At 73.7% G+C, this 18,793-nt stretch carries 13 protein-coding genes; 10 read left to right on the top strand and 3 right to left on the bottom strand.

Features of this window, described 5'->3' with window-relative positions; all coding sequences use genetic code 11:
• Nucleotides 1-91: 91 nt before the first annotated feature.
• A complete protein-coding gene (locus tag ACZ6EM_RS38380) occupies nucleotides 92-2,092 on the bottom strand; it encodes a glycoside hydrolase family 15 protein (RefSeq protein ID WP_452180574.1) in 2,001 nt (666 codons plus the stop codon).
• Nucleotides 2,093-2,810: 718 nt separating this feature from the next.
• On the opposite strand from ACZ6EM_RS38380, the gene ACZ6EM_RS38385 reads away from it, so the two are divergent.
• The 10 genes from ACZ6EM_RS38385 to ACZ6EM_RS38430 all read left to right on the top strand — a co-directional run bounded on the left by ACZ6EM_RS38385 (nucleotide 2,811) and on the right by ACZ6EM_RS38430 (nucleotide 16,541).
• Nucleotides 2,811-4,490 carry a CTP synthase gene (locus ACZ6EM_RS38385; protein ID WP_359899194.1) on the top strand — a complete coding sequence of 560 codons (1,680 nt, stop codon included), beginning with the start codon at nucleotides 2,811-2,813 and terminating at the stop codon, nucleotides 4,488-4,490.
• A 134-nt stretch (nucleotides 4,491-4,624) separates the two neighbouring features.
• Nucleotides 4,625-5,272 (top strand): NUDIX domain-containing protein, encoded by a 648-nt coding sequence (locus ACZ6EM_RS38390; RefSeq protein WP_380546813.1) that lies wholly within the window; start codon nucleotides 4,625-4,627, stop codon nucleotides 5,270-5,272.
• Nucleotides 5,273-5,592: 320 nt separating this feature from the next.
• Nucleotides 5,593-7,911 carry an AAA family ATPase gene (locus ACZ6EM_RS38395; protein WP_465774488.1) on the top strand — a complete coding sequence of 773 codons (2,319 nt, stop codon included), beginning with the start codon at nucleotides 5,593-5,595 and terminating at the stop codon, nucleotides 7,909-7,911.
• A 260-nt stretch (nucleotides 7,912-8,171) separates the two neighbouring features.
• Complete coding sequence (gene ald, locus ACZ6EM_RS38400) at nucleotides 8,172-9,287, top strand: alanine dehydrogenase (RefSeq protein ID WP_359899199.1); 1,116 nt, start codon at nucleotides 8,172-8,174, stop codon at nucleotides 9,285-9,287.
• A 426-nt stretch (nucleotides 9,288-9,713) separates the two neighbouring features.
• Complete coding sequence (locus tag ACZ6EM_RS38405) at nucleotides 9,714-10,781, top strand: ParA family protein (protein ID WP_030245868.1); 1,068 nt, start codon at nucleotides 9,714-9,716, stop codon at nucleotides 10,779-10,781.
• A 41-nt stretch (nucleotides 10,782-10,822) separates the two neighbouring features.
• A complete protein-coding gene (locus ACZ6EM_RS38410) occupies nucleotides 10,823-11,407 on the top strand; it encodes a hypothetical protein (protein ID WP_401053129.1) in 585 nt (194 codons plus the stop codon).
• Between the two features lie 543 nt (nucleotides 11,408-11,950).
• On the top strand, nucleotides 11,951-12,838 hold the full coding sequence (locus ACZ6EM_RS38415) for a segregation and condensation protein A (RefSeq protein WP_465774489.1): 888 nt from the start codon (nucleotides 11,951-11,953) through the stop codon (nucleotides 12,836-12,838).
• Nucleotides 12,839-13,233: 395 nt separating this feature from the next.
• On the top strand, nucleotides 13,234-13,827 hold the full coding sequence (scpB, locus tag ACZ6EM_RS38420) for an SMC-Scp complex subunit ScpB (protein ID WP_380633423.1): 594 nt from the start codon (nucleotides 13,234-13,236) through the stop codon (nucleotides 13,825-13,827).
• 62 nt (nucleotides 13,828-13,889) lie between these two features.
• On the top strand, nucleotides 13,890-15,194 hold the full coding sequence (locus ACZ6EM_RS38425; protein ID WP_452179666.1) for a pseudouridine synthase: 1,305 nt from the start codon (nucleotides 13,890-13,892) through the stop codon (nucleotides 15,192-15,194).
• Between the two features lie 339 nt (nucleotides 15,195-15,533).
• Entirely contained in the window at nucleotides 15,534-16,541 is a 1,008-nt protein-coding gene (locus ACZ6EM_RS38430; protein WP_401048054.1) for a helix-turn-helix domain-containing protein, read from the top strand.
• Between the two features lie 257 nt (nucleotides 16,542-16,798).
• On the opposite strand, the gene ACZ6EM_RS38435 is transcribed toward ACZ6EM_RS38430, so the two are convergent.
• Both ACZ6EM_RS38435 and ACZ6EM_RS38440 read right to left on the bottom strand, forming a co-directional pair.
• Entirely contained in the window at nucleotides 16,799-17,161 is a 363-nt protein-coding gene (locus ACZ6EM_RS38435; protein ID WP_359899209.1) for a DUF952 domain-containing protein, read from the bottom strand.
• An 84-nt stretch (nucleotides 17,162-17,245) separates the two neighbouring features.
• Entirely contained in the window at nucleotides 17,246-18,793 is a 1,548-nt protein-coding gene (locus ACZ6EM_RS38440; protein WP_465774490.1) for a mucoidy inhibitor MuiA family protein, read from the bottom strand.

The following is an 18,793-nucleotide window of genomic DNA, read 5'->3' on the forward strand; positions in this document are numbered from 1 at the left end:
ACAGCGCCCACCCATTCAAGTGGACCAAGACCGCCGACCAGATCATCGACCGAATCTGCCGCTACTGCTCAAGAATCTCCGGACCAGCTCACTAGACGGTGGCCCGCTCGACCCGGTCGGCGGCCGGGCCGTCCGGCTGGGCGGACAGGTACGCGGCGCCGCAGGCCGTCAGCCGCAGGGCGGTGTCGATCAGCGGGACGTGGCTGAAGGCCTGGGGGAAGTTGCCGACCTGGCGCTTGAGCCGCGGGTCCCACTCCTCGGCGAGCAGGCCCAGGTCATTGCGCAGCGCCAGCAGCCGGTCGAACAGTTCGCGGGCCTCCTGCACCCGGCCGATCATGGCGAGGTCGTCGGCCAGCCAGAACGAGCAGGCCAGGAAGGCGCCCTCGTGGCCGGAGAGGCCGTCGACGTTGTTGCCGCTCTCGTCGTGGGTGGGGTAGCGCAGGACGAAGCCGTCCTCGGTGGACAGTTCGCGCTGGATCGCCTCGATGGTGCCGATGACGCGCTTGTCGTCCGGGGGCAGGAAGCCGACCTGGGGGATCAGCAGCAGCGAGGCGTCCAGCTCCTTGCCGCCGTAGTACTGGGTGAAGGTGTTGCGCTCCGGGTCGTAGCCCTTCTCACAGACGTCCGCGTGGATTCGGGTGCGCAGCGCGCGCCAGCGCTCCAGGTGGCCGGTGGTGGGCTCGTCGTCGGGGGTCTGCTCCAGGAGTTTGATGGTGCGGTCGACGGCGACCCAGGCCATCACCTTGGAGTGGACGAAGTGCCGGCGCGGGCCGCGGACCTCCCAGATGCCCTCGTCCGGCTCCTGCCAGTGCTCCTCCAGGTAGTCGATCAGGCGCAGCTGGAGGTGGTGGGCGTGGTCGTTGCGGACCAGGCCGGTCATGTGGGCCAGGTGCAGGGCCTCGACGACCTCGCCGTAGACGTCGAGCTGGAGCTGTCCGGCGGCGCCGTTGCCGACCCGGACGGGCTGGGAGCCCTCGTAGCCGGGCAGCCAGTCCAGCGAGGACTCGGTGAGCTCGCGCTCGCCGGCGATGCCGTACATGATCTGGAGGTTCTCCGGGTCGCCGGCCACCGCGCGCAGCAGCCACTCGCGCCAGGCGCGGGCCTCCTCGCGGTAGCCGGTGCGCAGCAGGGAGGAGAGGGTGATGGCGGCGTCGCGCAGCCAGGTGTAGCGGTAGTCCCAGTTGCGTTCGCCGCCGATGTCCTCGGGCAGGGAGGTGGTGGGGGCGGCGACGATGCCGCCGGTGGGGGCGTAGGTGAGGCCCTTGAGGGTGATCAGGGAGCGGATCACGGCCTCGCGGTAGGGGCCCTGGTAGGTGCACTGGTCGGCCCACTCGTGCCAGAAGTCGGCGGTGGCGTCGAGCATCCCCTCGGCGTCCGGGGGCCTGGGCGGGTCGAGGTGGGAGGCCTGCCAGGTGAGGGCGAAGGCGATCCGCTCGCCGGCGGTGACGGTGAAGTCGGCGTAGGTGGTGAGGTCGCGGCCGTAGGTCTCGGCCTCGCCGTCCAGCCAGACCGAGTCGGGGCCGGCGACGGCGACGGTGCGGTGGCCGCCGTCGGCCTGTTCGACGCGGTGCACCCAGGGCACGATGCGGCCGTAGGAGAAACGCATCCGCACGGCCGAGCGCATCCGCACGGTGCCCGTGACGCCCTCGACGATCCGGATCACCTGGGGGACGGCGTCCTTGCCGGCCAGCGGGCGCGGCGGCATGAAGTCGATCACCCGGACGGTGCCGCCGTCGGTGTCCCACTCCTGCTCCAGGACCAGCGAGTCGCCCCGGTAGCGGCGGCGGTCGGCGGGCACGGCGGGGGCGGCGGCGGTGGGCGGGGGCACCCGTAGGTCGGCGGTGTCGGCGATGCGGGCCCGGCCCGCGTCGGCGGGGGGCGTGGCGGCGGCCGGCACGGGGACCTCGGTCAGGACGGCCTCGGCCGGGCCGATCCGCCAGAAGCCGTGTTCATCGGTGCCGAGCAGGCCGGCGAACACGGCCGGCGAGTCGAAGCGGGGAAGGCAGAGCCAGTCCACCGCCCCGTCCCTGCTGACCAGGGCAGCGGTCTGCATGTCCCCGATGAGTGCGTAGTCCTCGATACGGCCGGCCACGTGGATCTCCAGTTCGCAATGTGGTCAGGGCATCGGCGAGCGGAGGGAGCGAGCGGTCTGCGGGGCCGGAGGTCCACCCCGGGACGTCCGGCCTGCCGGGGGTGGTGGCAGGCCTTGCTGGAGTGTCCGCGGGGCTCGGTCGAGCCCCTGGAGTGGGTGGGGATGGGCTGGAATACGGGGAGGTCCGGTCGCGCATCGGGGACCGGGAGTGTCCTGACCCTCCCACGCCCTCCGCGTGCTCGTGCTGTCGGCGATGCGTCCGAGCAGCTTACGACGGACGAAAGGGGCGAAGCACGCGGGCGCAGCCCGGTGTGGCGCCGCAATTCGGCGGAAATGCCGTGCATCGCGAGGGCGCGGCGCAGGATGGTCCGGAAGGATCACCTCCGGCTGGTCCGGCCGGATGAGCCGTGATGGTCCGGACGGATACCGCGCTCTGGCCCGGTCCGGCGGGTTGTGCGACCGGTGTGAAATATGTGGCGCGTGATGCGCTGGTGGTGCGCCCCGCGCGCGCCCCCGATGCGGCGCGCGCGGCCCGGAACGGCGTCCGGGTCCGGTCGCTGATACCCTGGTATCCCGTGGACCGGCGGGATCAAACGCCCCGGACCAGCCGAACCGACGACCCAACGAGCGCCGCGCACCGAGCCGGCCTCCGTCGCCCGGCGAACCCCGAGCCTCCCGCCCACGTCTGCTTCGACACGCGACCCACGGGAGCCCCCTCTTGGCACAGCCCCATTCCGGCAAGGCAGCGAACGGCCGCGCCGTGACGACCAAGCACCTCTTCGTCACCGGGGGTGTCGCCTCTTCTCTCGGAAAGGGGCTCACCGCCTCCAGCCTCGGCGCGTTGCTCAAGGCCCGCGGCCTGCGCGTGACGATGCAGAAGCTCGACCCGTACCTCAACGTGGACCCGGGCACGATGAACCCGTTCCAGCACGGTGAGGTGTTCGTCACCGACGACGGCGCCGAGACCGACCTGGACATCGGCCACTACGAGCGGTTCCTGGACACCAACCTGCACGGCTCGGCGAACGTCACCACCGGCCAGGTGTACTCGACCGTCATCGCCAAGGAGCGCCGCGGCGAGTACCTGGGCGACACCGTCCAGGTCATCCCGCACATCACCAACGAGATCAAGTCCCGGATCCGCCGGATGGCGACCGAGGACGTCGACGTGGTGATCACCGAGGTCGGCGGCACCGTCGGCGACATCGAGTCGCTGCCGTTCCTGGAGGCCGTCCGCCAGGTCCGCCACGAGGTCGGCCGGGACAACGTGTTCTTCGTGCACGTCTCCCTGCTGCCGTACATCGGCCCCTCGGGCGAGCTGAAGACCAAGCCCACCCAGCACTCCGTCGCCGCGCTGCGCAACATCGGCATCCAGCCCGACGCGATCGTGCTGCGCGCCGACCGCGAGGTCCCGCAGGCGATCAAGCGCAAGATCTCGCTGATGTGCGACGTGGACGAGGAGGCCGTGGTCGCGGCCATCGACGCCAAGTCGATCTACGACATCCCCAAGGTGCTGCACGGCGAGGGCCTGGACGCCTACGTGGTGCGCCGCCTGGACCTGCCGTTCCGCGACGTGGACTGGACCACCTGGGACGACCTGCTGCGCCGCGTCCACGAGCCGCAGCACATCGTCAAGGTCGCCCTGGTCGGCAAGTACATCGACCTGCCGGACGCGTACCTGTCGGTGACCGAGGCGCTGCGCGCCGGCGGTTTCGCCAACAACGCCCGGGTCGAGATCAAGTGGGTCACCTCGGACGACTGCGAGACCCCCGAGGGCGCCCGGGCGCAGCTCGGCGACGTCGACGCGATCTGCATCCCCGGCGGCTTCGGCGACCGCGGCGTCAACGGCAAGGTCGGCGCGATCACCTTCGCCCGCGAGAACAAGGTCCCGCTGCTGGGCCTGTGCCTGGGCCTGCAGTGCGTGGTCATCGAGGCGGCCCGCAACCTGGCCGGCCTGCCGGAGGCCAACTCCACCGAGTTCGACGCCGCCGCCAAGCACCCGGTCATCTCCACGATGGCCGAGCAGCTGGCCATCGTCGACGGCAAGGGCGACCTGGGCGGCACCATGCGCCTGGGCCTGTACCCGGCCAAGCTCGCCGAGGGCTCGATCGTCCGCGAGGTCTACGACGGCGAGCAGTACGTCGAGGAGCGCCACCGCCACCGCTACGAGGTCAACAACTCCTACCGCGCGGACCTGGAGAAGACCGGCCTGGTGTTCTCCGGCCTCTCGCCCAAGGGCGACCTGGTCGAGTACGTCGAGTACCCGCGTGAGGTGCACCCCTACCTGGTGGCCACCCAGGCCCACCCGGAGCTGAAGTCCCGCCCGACCCGCCCGCACCCGCTGTTCGCGGGCCTGGTCAAGGCGGCCATCGAGATCAAGACCGCGGCCTCCGAGTAGTCCCCGGTCGTTGCGGTCGGCTGTCGTCGGCCGCGGTCGTCGACAGCGCTCGTTCACCGGACGGCGGCCCCGCGATTCCCGCGGGGCCGCCGTTCGGCGTTAGATTGTGTCGTACTGACGAAAAGGGGAGAGCGATGGACGAGCAGGGCCGCCAGGGGATCTTCGACGTGGCCGAGGAGTGGGAGGTCCGGGAGAGCGGAACGCCGTTCCGGGGCAAGGTCACCGGGGTGCGCAGCGAGGAGGTCCGGATGCCCGACGGCAGCTGGGCGCGCCGCGACTACCAGACCCACCCCGGCTCGGTCTCGGTGCTCGCCCTGGACGACGAGCAGCGGGTGCTGGTGCTGCGCCAGTACCGCCACCCGGTGCGCCAGCGGCTGTGGGAGCTGCCGGCCGGCCTGCTCGACGTGCCCGGCGAGAACCCGTGGCGCGCCGCGCAGCGCGAGCTGTACGAGGAGGCGTACTGCAAGGCCGGCACCTGGCGGATCCTCGCCGACTACTACACCTCCCCGGGCGGCACCGACGAGGCGCTGCGGATGTTCCTGGCCACCGACCTGGCGCCGGCCGAGGGCGAGCGCTACGCGGCCGAGGGCGAGGAGCAGGAGATCGAGGTCGCCTGGGTGCCGGTGCCGGAACTGATCCGGCTGATCCAGGCCGGGAAGCTGCACAACCCGACCCTGGTCACCGGCACCCTCGCGGTGCACGCCGCGCTCACCGGCCCGGACGGGCTGGACGCGCTGCGCCCGGCGGACTCGCCCTGGCCGGCCCGTCCCTTCGAGGCCTGAGCCGGTCCCGGCGGGTTCCGGGGCGGCCGGTTGGGCTCCGGGGCGGGGCGGGGTGGTCGGTCCGGGGTGGTCGGTCCGGGTCCGGGGTGCAGACGGGGGACGAGAGGGCCGGTCGGGGGACGGCCGGGCGCCGTGCGTTGAGTCGTTGGGGTGATTTGCCGATTCGTACGACCGGATGTCACCTCGGCTGAGCCGGACGGTCGAACTACGCTTCGCAGACAGGGCGCCCGTCCCGGGCCGCCTCCGCTGAGCTCCGGAGGCTGGGCACCGGATGCCGAGCGTCGGATGCCGAGCGCGCGATGACGTCGGGAGTGGCACGGGTGGCGAGGAAGACGGCGACGATGGACCCCGGCCCCGGCGCGCCCGCCGGGGCCGTCCCGGGCCTTGAGCGGCTGCCGGCCGGGCCCGCGCTGTTCGTCGGGCGGCGCGCCGAGCTGGCCGCGCTGCGGGCGGCCGCCGCCCGCCCGGCGAGCGGACGCTGCCCGGTGCTGGTGCTGGCCGGGCGTCCCGGCTCCGGCCGGACCGTGCTGGCGGCCCGCTTCGCCCGTACCGTCGCCGCCGACTACCCGGACGGCGTGCTGTTCGTACGGCTGTCCGCCCCGGACGGCGGCCGGGTGCCGCCGGCCCGGGCCGCCCGGCTGCTGCTGGAACAGCTCGACCCGCAGGCCGTCGTGCCGCTGCCCGGCGCCGGCGAGGACGGGCGGGACGAGCCGGGCTGTGCGGCGCTGCGCGAGGCGCTCGCCGGGCTGCGGGTGCTGCTCGTGCTGGACGACGTCCGGGACGCCGGGCAGGTGTGGCCGCTGCTGACCGACGAGCCCGGCTGCCTGGTGCTCGCCACCACGGCCGGACCGCTCACCGGGATCGAGGACATCGACCCGGTGATCCTCGGCGGGCTGGACCGGCAGGCCTCCGGCGAGCTGCTGGCCGACCTGGTCGGCGGCACCCGGATCTCCTGCGACCCGGTCGGCGGTGCCGACCTGGCCGAGGCCTGTGCCGCCCGGCCGGCCGCGCTGCGGCTGATGGCGGGGTGGCTGCGCGGGAACCCGAAGATCGCGGTCACCGAGGCGGCGCGCGAGCTCAACCGGGTGGTGGGGGAGGAGACGACGGTCACGGCGGCTTCGGTGGACCCTGCCGGGGGCGCCGGGGTCGAGGAGAAGGGCAGGCAGAAGGAGAAGGAGAGGGAGAAGCAGAAGGGGCCGGGCACGGCACCGGGGAAGAGGGAAGGGGAGCGGGAGCGGGCGGCGAGGCCCTCCGGGGCTGCTCCGGCCGGGGCCGCCGGGGCTGCTGGTGCCACAGGGGTGATGGGGGCCACAGGGGCGGTCGGGGCGGCGTCGGGTCCGTCGGGCAAGCAGGGGGCCGGCAAGCCCGTCCCGGGGAAGCCGGTCCCGGGGACGGGGACGGCGGCGGCGCAGGGCCCGGCGGCGCAGGGCCGGGCCGGTGAGTCCGCTCCCGGTGCCGGTGCGGCTGTCTCTCGCGGTACCGGTGCCGCTTCCGCTGCCGCGGTGACGGAGTCGGCCGGTGATCCGGCGGCCTGGGTGAAGCCCGGCCCGGAGCCGGCCGAGCCGGTGCCCGTCCCCGACAACGACCCGCTGCTCGGCGCGTTCACCCTGCTGTACCGCGGGCTGCCGGCCGCCCAGGCGCGGATGCTGCGCACCCTCACCCTGGCCCCGGCGCAGACCGCCGACCCGCGCACCGCCTCCGCGCTGGTCGGTTGCCCGGTACCGGACGCGGCCGTGACGCTGGCCGCGCTCGCCGAGCGGGAGCTGCTCGGCGAGGAGGCGCCGGCCGCCGACGGCACCGCGCGCTACCGGGTGCCCGGGCGGCTGTACCCCCGGCTGGTCCGGCTGCGCGAGCAGGAGGACCGGCCCACCGAGACCGAGCTCGCCCGGGCCCGGCTGCTGGAGCGGATGGTCCGGCTCACCGAGTCGGCCCGCGCGCTGCTCGACCCGGCGGTCGGCCCCGTCCCGGAGCCGCTGCCCGCCCCGCTGCGGCTGCGGTCGGCCGCGCACGCCCGCGAGTGGCTGCTCGGCGAGCGGGAGCTGCTGCTCGGCGCGGTGGCCGACGCGATCGGCCAGGGCGACCTGGACGGTTCGGCCGGGCGGCTGGTCACCGCGCTGCTGCGGACGCTGCCGCTGACCGGAGCCGCCGCCCCCACCGACCTCTACCGGCTGCACGAGCTGGTGCTGACCGTCGCCGAGCGCGCCGGCCGGCCCCGCCGGGCCTCGGCCGCGCTGCTCAACCTGGGCGACCTCCAGGCCTCGGCGGGCCGCTGGGAGCCGGCCGCCGTCCACTACCGGGCCGCCCTGGAGCACGCCCGCAGGGCCGACGACGAACCGCTCTGCGCCCGGGCCCTGGAGAGCGCCGCCAACTGTCACCGGGCGCTCGGCGACGCGGTGCGGGCCGCCGACTGGTACGGGCGGGCGCTCGGGCTGCGGCAGGCCCTCGGGGACCACGCGGCCGAGGCCCGGCTGCTGGCCCGGGTGGCCGAGGCGCACACCGCTCAGCGCCGTTTCGACGAGGCCGACCGGGAGTACCGGGCCGCGCTCGCGGTGCTGCGCCGGCTGGGCGACGAGCGGGGCCGGGAGGCCGTCGGCGGGGCCCTCGCGGACCTGCGGGAACGCGTGGATGCCGGGTGGTGATAGGCATTTCGGAGGTATTGTCGAAGATGCCCGGTTGGGACGTCTTTGGCGGGTAAGTCGCAGGGGAAGCCTACGAACCTGCCAATGTGTGCGGGAAAATTATTCACTTTGGAAGGCTGACACGCCGACTGGGCTTCATTACACTCGGACTCAGTCGCGCAGCGATCCCGCCCCGGGCTGCCCCGGAGGCTTCCCCACGTGCGCGTCGCCCACCGGTCTTCTCCGGTCGGGACCCCCATGGCAAGAGGACGTGTTCACCCGTGAAGGTCGGCATCCCCCGCGAGGTCAAGAACCACGAGTACCGCGTGGCCATCACGCCCGCCGGCGTGCATGAGCTGGTCCGTAACGGACACGAGGTCTACATCGAGGACAACGCCGGTGTCGGCTCCTCGATCCCGAACGAGGAGTACGTGGCCGCCGGCGCCACCATCCTCCCCACCGCCGACGAGGTGTGGGCCACCGCCGACCTGCTGCTGAAGGTCAAGGAGCCCATCGCCTCCGAGTACCACCGGCTGCGCAAGGGTCAGACCCTCTTCACGTACCTCCACCTGGCGGCCGACCGGGCCGGCACCGACGCGCTGGTCGCCTCGGGCACCACCGCCATCGCGTACGAGACCGTGCAGCTGTCGAACGGCGCGCTGCCGCTGCTCGCCCCGATGTCCGAGGTCGCGGGCCGCCTGGCCCCGCAGGTCGGCTCGTACCACCTGATGCGCCCGGCCGGCGGCCGCGGCACCCTGCCGGGCGGCGTGCCCGGCACCCACCCGGCCAAGGCCGTCGTCATCGGCGGTGGCGTCTCGGGCTGGCACGCGGCCACCATCGCCGTCGGCATGGGTTACGAGGTGACCCTGCTGGACCGCGACATCAACAAGCTGCGCGAGGCCGACCGCATCTTCGGCACCAAGGTCAAGACCATCGTGTCGAACGCCTTCGAGCTGGAGAAGGCCGTCGTGGAGGCCGACCTGGTCGTCGGTGCCGTGCTGATCCCGGGCGCCAAGGCCCCGAAGCTGGTCACCAACGAGCTGGTCTCCCGCATGAAGCCGGGCTCCGTGCTCGTCGACATCGCCATCGACCAGGGCGGCTGCTTCGAGGACTCGCACGCCACCACGCACGACGACCCGACCTTCACGGTCCACAACTCGGTCTTCTACTGCGTGGCCAACATGCCGGGCGCCGTCCCGAACACCTCCACCTACGCGCTGACCAACGCCACCATGCCGTACGTGCTGGAGCTGGCCAACCGCGGGTGGAAGGAGGCGCTGCGCCGCGACGAGGCGCTCGCCAAGGGCCTGAACGTGCACGAGGGCCAGATCACCTTCCCGGCCGTGGCCGAGGCCTTCGGCCTGGAGTCGGTCTCCCTGGAGAGCGTGCTCGCCTGAACCCCCTGACCGCCCGGCGGTCGTTCGCCCCCGACCCGATCCCTTCGGGCCGGGGGCTTCGCCGTGCCCGTGATCAGCGGGTGGACCGGGCAGGTCGCTCTGTCGTCAATATCTGTCGGTCACGTCACCCGCCCGCAGAAACGTTGGGGCCGGTGACCCTCTCATCCCTTGACAGCAGCCCGCTCGATACTCGACACATCCTGCCCACTACCGTGGATTGTGTTGCTGCGAACGCCTTGAACGGCCTAGAGTCGCAAACCGTCGGCATGCTGCCACGCTGACGAATCGACATAGAGTCCTGGATGACCCAAGGAGGTAAGACGACTTGTGAATGAGTCGACAATTGCTCCCGGGGGTGGTCAGCCAGGACTGGCGGAGCTCACCGCCGGCCAGCCGAGTGAGGAGTCCGGGGCCCGGCAGCCCTCCGTGGGCTCGGCCGAGGTCGGCTCGGTCGCACTCCGTACTTTCGAAGCACGCCAGAACACAGCACAGGTGACCACGGTGACCGATCACGACGCCGACTTGGCGGCCTACGGCCTGGCCTACGGCGAGTTCGCCTACGGCGCCTACGACGACCCCGACGCCGAGTACGAGCCGGACCCGGAGTACGCCGCCACGCTGGCCCCCGACGCCGCGCGGCAGCGCCGCGAGCGGGTCGGCCCCACCGGCCGTCCGCTGCCGTACTTCCCGATCCCCGCGCCGGTCGCCGAGCACGGCCCCGCCCAGATCATCGCCATGTGCAACCAGAAGGGCGGCGTCGGCAAGACCACGTCGACCATCAACCTGGGCGCGGCGCTGGCCGAGTACGGCCGCCGGGTGCTGCTCGTCGACTTCGACCCGCAGGGCGCGCTCTCGGTCGGCCTCGGCGTCAACCCGATGGAGCTCGACGTCACCGTCTACAACCTGCTCATGGAGCGGGGCCTGACGGCCGATGAAGTGCTGCTGAAGACGGCGGTCCCGGGAATGGACCTGCTGCCCTCCAACATCGACCTCTCCGCCGCCGAGGTCCAGCTGGTCAGCGAGGTGGCCCGGGAGTCCGCGCTGGCGCGCGCCCTGAAGCCGCTGCTGCCCGACTACGACTACGTCATCATCGACTGCCAGCCCTCGCTGGGCCTGCTGACGGTCAATGCGTTGACGGCCGCTCACAGCGTGATCGTCCCGCTGGAGTGCGAGTTCTTCGCGCTGCGCGGTGTCGCGCTGCTGACCGAGACCATCGAGAAGGTGTGCGAGCGGCTCAACCCCGAGCTGCGCCTGGACGGCATCCTGGCCACCATGTACGACTCGCGCACCGTGCACAGCCGCGAGGTGCTGGCGCGCGTCGTCGAGGCGTTCGGCGAGCACGTCTTCCACACCGTCATCGGGCGGACCGTGCGCTTCCCGGAGACCACCGTCGCCGGCGAGCCCATCACGACGTACGCGACCAACTCGGTCGGTGCCGCCGCCTACCGCCAGCTCGCCAGGGAGGTGCTCGACCGGTGCCGCCCCGCCGAGTGAGTCTCCCGGGTGCCGACGAGCTGTTCCGGACCACGGGAGGGATGGCGCTGTCGCCCTCCCTCGCGCCGCGTCCGGCCGCCGAGGCAGCCAGACCGGAGACCGCGCGGACCGTCAACGGCCAGCCGGACGGCGCCGAGGGCACCGAATCCGCCCAGGGCGTCCAGGACGACCGGCAGGTGACGCCGGGGCAGCAGGCGCCCGCCTCGGTGCCGGCGCCCGCGCAGCCGCCCGTCCAGCGCTCCGGCGCGACCGTCGGGCCCGTGGCCGCAGGCGCCGCCGGGGCCGGGAAGACCGTCCAGGGCGGCCGCGGAGCCGGTTCCGCCCCGGCGGCCCGGACGCACCAGGGCGCCGCCGAGGAGCAGCCCGGTGCCGCCGGACGCGCCCGGCCGCGCGGCCGCGCGCCGCGCCGGCCCACCGGGCGCGAGCGGCACGACGAGAAGATCACGGTGTACGTGTCCGCCGAGGAGCTCATGGACCTGGAGCACACCCGGCTGGTGCTGCGCGGCGAGCACGGCCTGGCCGTGGACCGCGGGCGGATCGTCCGGGAGGCCATCGCGGTCGTCCTGGCGGACCTGGAGCAGCGCGGCGAGGCCTCGATCCTGGTTCGGCGCCTGCGCGGCCGGTAGGCGGCGCGGAAGGGCGGCCGGCCGTTGGCGCCGGGCGTCGAGGGGGGCGGTCCGTACCGCCGGCTTCGTGGGGGCGGTTCGTACCGCCGGGTGTCGAGGGGCCGCGGGCCCGGCGTGGGGAGGCCGCCGGGCGGGTGGCGTGGCACCGCAGGCGCGCGGGCGTCGGAGGGGGCGCGGAACGTCGGGAAGGCGCCGAGGGGCGCGGGGTGGGGCCGGGGCGGGGTCCCGGTGTCCGAGGACCGTGTCGGGCTCCGGAGGGGCGTTCCCGGGGATCCGGGGCCGGTCTACGGGTCGGCTGCTGCGCCGACGGGCCTCGTACGGGCCCGGGTGCGCCGGGCGGAAGGCCGGCGGAGGCTGGTCCGGGGCCCGGTGGAACGGCGTGTCGGTGGGCCCCGGGGCGGGGCCGGGGGCGGGGCCGGGTGAAGATGGACCGTCATGCCCAGTACCGCCGAAACCGCTGAAGCCGCTGAAGCCGCTGAAGCCTCCGGAACCTCCGAACCACCGGCCGCCACCGCCGCGAGCGCGACCGTCACTGCTACCGCCATGAGCGCGACCGCTACCGCTGCTGCCGTGAGCGCGGCCGAGAACGAGTCGCGGGGCGGCTTCCGGGTACGGCTGGACAACTTCGAGGGCCCCTTCGACCTGCTGCTCAGCCTGATCGCCAAGCACAAGCTGGACGTCACCGAGGTGGCGCTGGCCACCGTCACGGACGAGTTCATGGCGTACATCCGGGCGATGGGCCCGGACTGGGACCTGGACGCGGCGACCGAGTTCCTGGTGGTGGCCGCCACCCTGCTCGACCTCAAGGCGGCCCGGCTGCTGCCCGTGGCGGAGGTCGAGGACGAGGCGGACCTGGCCCTGCTGGAGGCCCGGGACCTGCTGTTCGCACGGCTGCTCCAGTACCGGGCGTACAAGCGGGCGGCCGCGCTGTTCGGCGAACGCTGGGCGGCCGAGCTGCTGCGCCGGCCCCGGAGCGCCGCCCTGGAGCCCCGGCACGCGGAACTGCTGCCGGAGGTCGTCATCAGCGTCGGGCCCCAGCGGCTCGCCGAGCTGGCGGCCAAGGCGATGGCGCCCAGGCCCGTGCCGGTCGTCTACGTGGACCACATCCACACCCCGCCGGTGAGCGTGCGCGAGCAGGCCTCCCTGGTGGTGGGGCTGCTCACCGAGCTGGGCGAGGCCTCGTTCCAGCGGCTGGTCGAGGACGCGCCGGACGACCTGGTGGTGGTCGCCCGGTTCCTGGCGCTGCTGGAGCTGTACCGGGAGCGGGTGCTCGCCTTCGAGCAGCCGGAGGCGCTCGGCGAGCTGGTGGTGCGCTGGGTGGCCGAGGAGGGCCGGGTGGCGGTCGAGGTCACGGATGAGTTCGACCGGCCGGCGGGCGAGGGCGGCGAGGGCGGCGAGGGCGGCGAGGGCGAGGAGGGCGAGCGCCGATGAGCGGCGGGAACGAGGGCGGGCGGCCGGTGCGGCGCCCGCTGGGGCTGCCCGGGCAGCCGCGGGCCGAGGAGTGGCTGGAACCGGCCTTCGAGCTGCTGCCGGAGCCGGTGGACCCGGTCCGGCCGGTGGAACCCGCGGAGCGCGTGCAGCGCGCTGAGCGTGTCGAGCCGGTCGAGCCGGTCGAGCCTGCGGCGCCGGTCGAGCGTGCGGCGCCGGTCGGGCTGGTGGAGTCGGGGGAGCGCGCCGGGCCGGTGGAGCCCGCAGTACCCGAGGGATCGGCGGGGGGTGGGGCGGTGGGGGAGGCCCGTCTCGTGCGTCAGAAGTCGGCCCAGCCGACTTCCGGTGTCGAGGGGGCCGCCGACGCCGGGCTGAGGGCCGAGCTGGAAGCCGTCCTGATGGTCGTCGACGAGCCGGTGGCGGAGGAGCGGCTGGCAGGGGTGCTGGAGCGGTCCCGGGCCGAGGTGGCGGCCGCGCTGCGGGAGCTGTCCGTCGAGTACACGGCCCAGGGCCGCGGTTTCGACCTGCGGCTGGTCGCGGGCGGCTGGCGGTTCTACAGCCGGGACACCTGTTCCGCGGCCGTCGACCGCTTCCTCCTGGACGGCCAGCAGGCCCGGCTCAGCCAGGCCGCGCTGGAGACCCTGGCGGTGGTCGCCTACCGGCAGCCGGTGTCCAGATCGCGGGTTTCCGCCGTCCGCGGTGTGAACTGTGACGGCGTGATGCGTACCCTGGTACAGCGAGGACTGGTGGAAGAGGCCGGATCCGAGCCCGAAACAGGTGCGATCCTGTATCGGACGACGAACTACTTCCTGGAACGGATGGGGCTCCGCGGCCTGGACGAGCTGCCGGAGCTTGCTCCCTTCCTGCCCGAGGTCGACGACGTGGAAGCGGAGTCCCTGGAGGGCACGATGATCGCGGAGGCGGTCGCCGCCGCTGCCGCGCAGGCCGCGGACGGCAGTGGCGAGGCCGATCGGGCCGGGCCCGATCGGTAGGGGGCGGTGAGGTCGGCCGAAACGACCGCACATCCCAGACGGAACGACGTACGGACACTTTGATGCGTAGCAGTGGCAACGGCAGGAACAGCAGCGGCGGCGGGAGCGGTCGCGGCGGGCAGGGCGGGGGCCGGGGCGGCAGCTCCTACGGCGGCGGCAGCAGCGGCGGCGGCTCGGGCGCGCGCGGGGGTTCGGGCGCGCGCGGAGGTTCGTACGGCGGCGGCGGTGGCCGCGGCGGCTCCGGCTCCGGCTCGGGGTCGGGCTCGTACGGCGGCGGTGGCCGGGGCGGCTCCGCTTCGGGGTCGGGCGCGCGCGGCGGCTCGTACGGTCGTGACGACCGGCGCGAGGGCCGCCGGGACGACCGGCGTGACGACCGCCGCTACCCGGACCGCCCGCTGCGGCCCGAGGAGCGCAAGTACGACCGCCCCGAGTACGGCGGCGGCCCCAACGCCACCCCGGCCCGCGGCGGCTACACCGGCCGGCGCCCCGGCCCGGCCCCGCGCCCGCGCCGTGAGGGCCAGCCCGCCCCGGGCGACCCGCGCCGCCAGCCGCAGCGCTCGCGCGAGCTGCAGGCCAAGATCGAGGACGCCGTCCTCGCCCGGCACGACAAGCCGGCCGTCAAGCTGCCCAAGACCTTCGGCGAGCCCGAGGGCGAGCGCCTGCAGAAGGTGCTGGCCCGGGCCGGCGTCGGCAGCCGCCGCGCCTGCGAGGAGCTGATCGAGCAGGGCCGGGTCGAGGTCAACGGCAAGCGCGTCACCGAGCAGGGCAAGCGGGTCGACCCGCAGAACGACGAGATCAAGGTGGACGGCCTGACCGTCGCCACCCAGTCCTACCTGTTCTTCGCGCTGAACAAGCCGGCCGGCGTGGTCTCCACCATGGAGGACCCGGACGGCCGCCAGTGCCTGGGCGACTACGTGACCAACCGGGAGACCCGGCTGTTCCACGTCGGCCGGCTGGACACCGAGACCGAGGGCATCATCCTGCTCACCAACCACGGCGAGCTGGCCCACCGCCTCACCCACCCGCGCTACGGCGTGACCAAGACCTACCTGGCCGCCATCCAGGGCCCGATCCCGCGCGACCTGGGCAAGCAGCTCGCCAAGGGCGTGGAGCTGGAGGACGGCTACGCCCGTGCCGACAGCTTCAAGGTGATCTCCAACGTCGGCAAGAACTACCTGGTCGAGGTGACCCTGCACGAGGGCCGCAAGCACATCGTCCGCCGGATGCTGGCCGAGGCCGGCTTCCCGGTCGAGAAGCTGGTGCGCACCCACTTCGGCCCGATCGCCCTGGGCGACCAGAAGTCGGGCTGGCTGCGCCGCCTGACCAACCCGGAGGTCGGTCAGCTGATGCGCGAGGTCGGCCTGTAGGCCGTCCCCGTCCGCTCTGCCGGAGCCCCCGGCCGCACGTGCTGCGGCCGGGGGCTCCGGCGTTCCCGGGGGATGCCGGGCCGGGGCGCGCGGGTGTCGATGTGCGGGTGTCCACGTGTGGGGTGTGTGCGGGCGGGCGCTGCGAACGTCCACGTTTCGGACGAGTGGTGTGAGCCGGGACGCAACCGCTGGTCACGGCCTTGTCAGCGTCATGATCCGTGGCCGAGGATGGCCACCGGCGCACCACGCCGCGGTGTGGCGGGACTGCGCCAGCACGGGGCGCGCGGGTCGGGGCGGGAACGAGCCAACGGGAACGGGCGAGCAGGGGGAGAGGGCGTCGTGTCCGATGCAGCACTGGGACGGGCCGGCGGACAGGCCCTCGGCGCGCTGGGACTGGCGGAGCCGGACGGGCAGGTCTACGCGGCACTGGTGGCCAACCCGCAGTCCACGGCGGAGGAGCTGGCGGAGAGCTGCGGGCTGACGTTCCAGCAGAGCGTGCGCGCACTGGACCGGTTGGCACAGCAGGGCATGGCCACCCGGGCGCCAGTGGACCGGCACCGCTACCTGCCGGTCCCGCCGGACGTCGCGATCGGCACGCTGATCGGGCATCGGGAGTCGGAGCTCCGCTACGCCCGGGCCGAGATGCACCGGCTGATGGACGCCTTCCGGGAGGCCTCGCGGTACACCGACCCGGCGCACTCGGTGGAGGTGCTGACGGGCGGCGAGGCGATCGCCCAGCGGCTGGAGCACATCACCGAGACCAGCCAGTACCAGGTGCGCGGCTTCGACCGTCCGCCGTACATCCAGGACCCGGTGGCGCCGATGCCCCTGCAGCGGCGGCGGCTGCGCGAGGGCGTGAAGTTCCGGACGATCTACGACCGGGAGGCGGTGGCCTGGCCGGGGCGGCTGGAGAAGAACATCCTGGCCGGGGTCGAGGACGGCGAGGAGGCGCGGGTCCGGCCGGCGCTGCCGATGAAGATGATCATCTCGGACGACCGGATGGCCATCATCCCGATCAGCGTCGGCGACAGCGTGCTGGACGCCGCGTACGTGATCCACCCCTCGGCGCTGCTCCAGGCGCTGGACACGCTGTTCGAGGCGGAGTGGGAGCGGGCCGTGCGGTTGCGGGCGGAGGCCGGTTCGGAGGACGGTGCGTCGGGACCGGAGGCCGACCACCGCAAGCTGCTGGGCCTGCTGGCGGCCGGGCTCACCGACGAGTCGATCGCCCGTTCGCTCGGCTGGAGCGCCCGGACCACCCAGCGCCGCCTCCAGAGCCTGATGCGCTCGCTGGGCGCCACCACCCGCTTCCAGGCCGGGATGGCGGCCAGGGAGCGGGGGTGGCTGTAGGGAATGTTGTGACAATTCTTGGTGTCGTGACGGCGCGACGGTCCGTGGAGTCGTGGCCATCCGCATTGTTATGACATTTCGCGTGCTCTGCGTGCTCCATGTGTTCCTTGTGTTCCGCGGCAACGGCGGGGAGCGTGGGAGCTGCCGGTTCCTCGGAACCGCGTGAACCCCAGGATTCGCGTGAACCCCAGAGCGGCGTGACCCCGAGACTCGCGTGAACCCCGGGAATTGTCATAACTTTCCCCGGTCGTGCCCCGTCAGCTCCAGGGGCTGAGCGCGGCCCAGCGGCCGTCCGGGCCGCGCTCGACCTTCTCCAGGCCGACCACGGCGGTGCGGTTCAGCCGCCCGTAGATGTGCGGGAACAGCACACCGGGAGTGGCCCCTGGTGGCGGGGCGCCGTTCGGGGCCTCCCACTTCACCATCGGCTCCACCAGCGATTCCTCGATCAGCAGCACCATCAGCGGTTCGGGGGTGTCGGCGAAGAAGGCGTTGGCCACCGCGAGCGCCGTCTGCTCGTCCGCCGAGCAGTGGATGAACCCGTCGGTGAGCAGCGACGCGGTGGCGTACGGGCGGCCGGGGTCGGCCAGCCAGTCGTCCAGGGGAGCAAGGTGGAGGATCATGCTTCCTTTTCTACCCGTTGTCTCCGGTTTGGTCCTGAGCGGCCGTCATCGGCACGGCGGTGTCCGCCGTGCCGACCGCAGCGGTCAGAGTCCGGCCACCTTGGCGGACGCGGACACCTCGTACACCAGGGTGAGGGTGCGCCGGGCGCCCGGGGCGAGCGGGACGTCCCAGCGGACGATGCCCTCGGTGTCGAAGGAATCCGGCGCCGGGGCGCACTCCTCCTTGCGCAGCCGTACCTCGACCGCCGACACCTCGCTGACCGGAACCCGCTCGCGCACCGTGACGATCCGCTCGTCGCGCTCCTCCGGGCCGGAGAAGCGGGACAGGTGCAGTCGGACCGTCCAGGTGGTGGTCTGGCGGCCGGTGAGGCCGGCGGTGGCCTGGCGCTCCTCGGTCTCCCGGACCACCCGGTAGCCGTCCGAGCTGCCGAAGGACAGTTCGGCCTCGGCGCCGGCGGCGGTGAAGCGGAGCTCGCCGCGGCCGGTGAAGCCGCTGCCGCGGACCAGTTCGACCGGGCCGGACAGCAGCGGGTGCCCGGCCGTGTTGCGGAACCGGACCACCTGGGTGACCAGCGGGGACAGTTCCGGGGCGCAGGCGTACTCGCTGCTCGCCTGCCCGGTGAAGGCGCCCAGCGGCACCCGGTGGGCGCGGCCGTCGGAGGGCACGGTCGCGGGAGCGGGGGCGGGCAGCACCCGGACCTCGCCGCCGTCGTCCACGCCCGGAACCCGGGAGTCCGCGCCCAGGGTGGCGACCGCTTCCTCGCGCAGCTCGACCTCGACCGTGCGGCGCTCCTCGTCGGTGCGCTCGCGCAGCACCAGGACGTCCTCGGCGACCGCGGGCGGGGCGGTGGCGAGGGCGGAGCGAGCGGTGGAGAAGGTGAGCCGGGCGTTCGTCCAGTCCTCGCCGGTGCGCTGCCAGACCACCGCCTCCGACTCCAGGCGCAGGTCGGCGCCGGCCAGGGTCGCCCGGTAGGAGGGCCGCCACAGCGCACAGGGCACCAGGTGGGAGACGGTCAGTTCGGCGGGGCCGGGCCGCGCCGCCTCGACGGTGAGTTCCAGGTGGGCGGTCAGCTCGGCCGGGTCCTCCTCCGCCTGGTCCAGAGCGGTCAGGGCCTGTGAGCGTTCCTGCTCCAGGCGGCGCAGCCGGGAGTGGGTGGCGCGCAGGTCCTCGCCGTAGCGCTCGCGTTCGGTGTCCACCCGGCCGAGCTCGCGGGCCCAGCGGTTGGGTTCGAGCTCGCCGAGGCCGGCGCCTTCGCCGATCTCGCGCAGCAGGTCGGCGGAGAGCTGGGCGAGCAGTGCCAGGCGGGCCTCCAACCGGGCCCGGGTCTGGTCGGCCAGCCGCGTCTCGGCGTCCAGCCGGTGCAGCCGGTGGCGCAGTTCGGAGTCCTCCGGGCCGGGCGGCAGCGGGGCGTGCGGGGTCCAGTCGCGCACCAGCCGGGCGTCCAGCACCCGGACGCCGTCGGTGGCGGATTCGGCGCGCAGGGTGCGGTCGACGGCGAGGGCGGTGAGCGGGCCGAGGCGCAGCCGCTGCACGCCTGCGGCGAGCCCGACCGTCGTGGTGCGCTCTACCTGGCTGCGGTCCTCCAGGCAGGTCACGGCGGTGACGGGGAGGGGAAGGGTCTCGACGGTCAT

The sequence above is a fragment of the Kitasatospora sp. NPDC041917 genome (assembly GCF_055589745.1).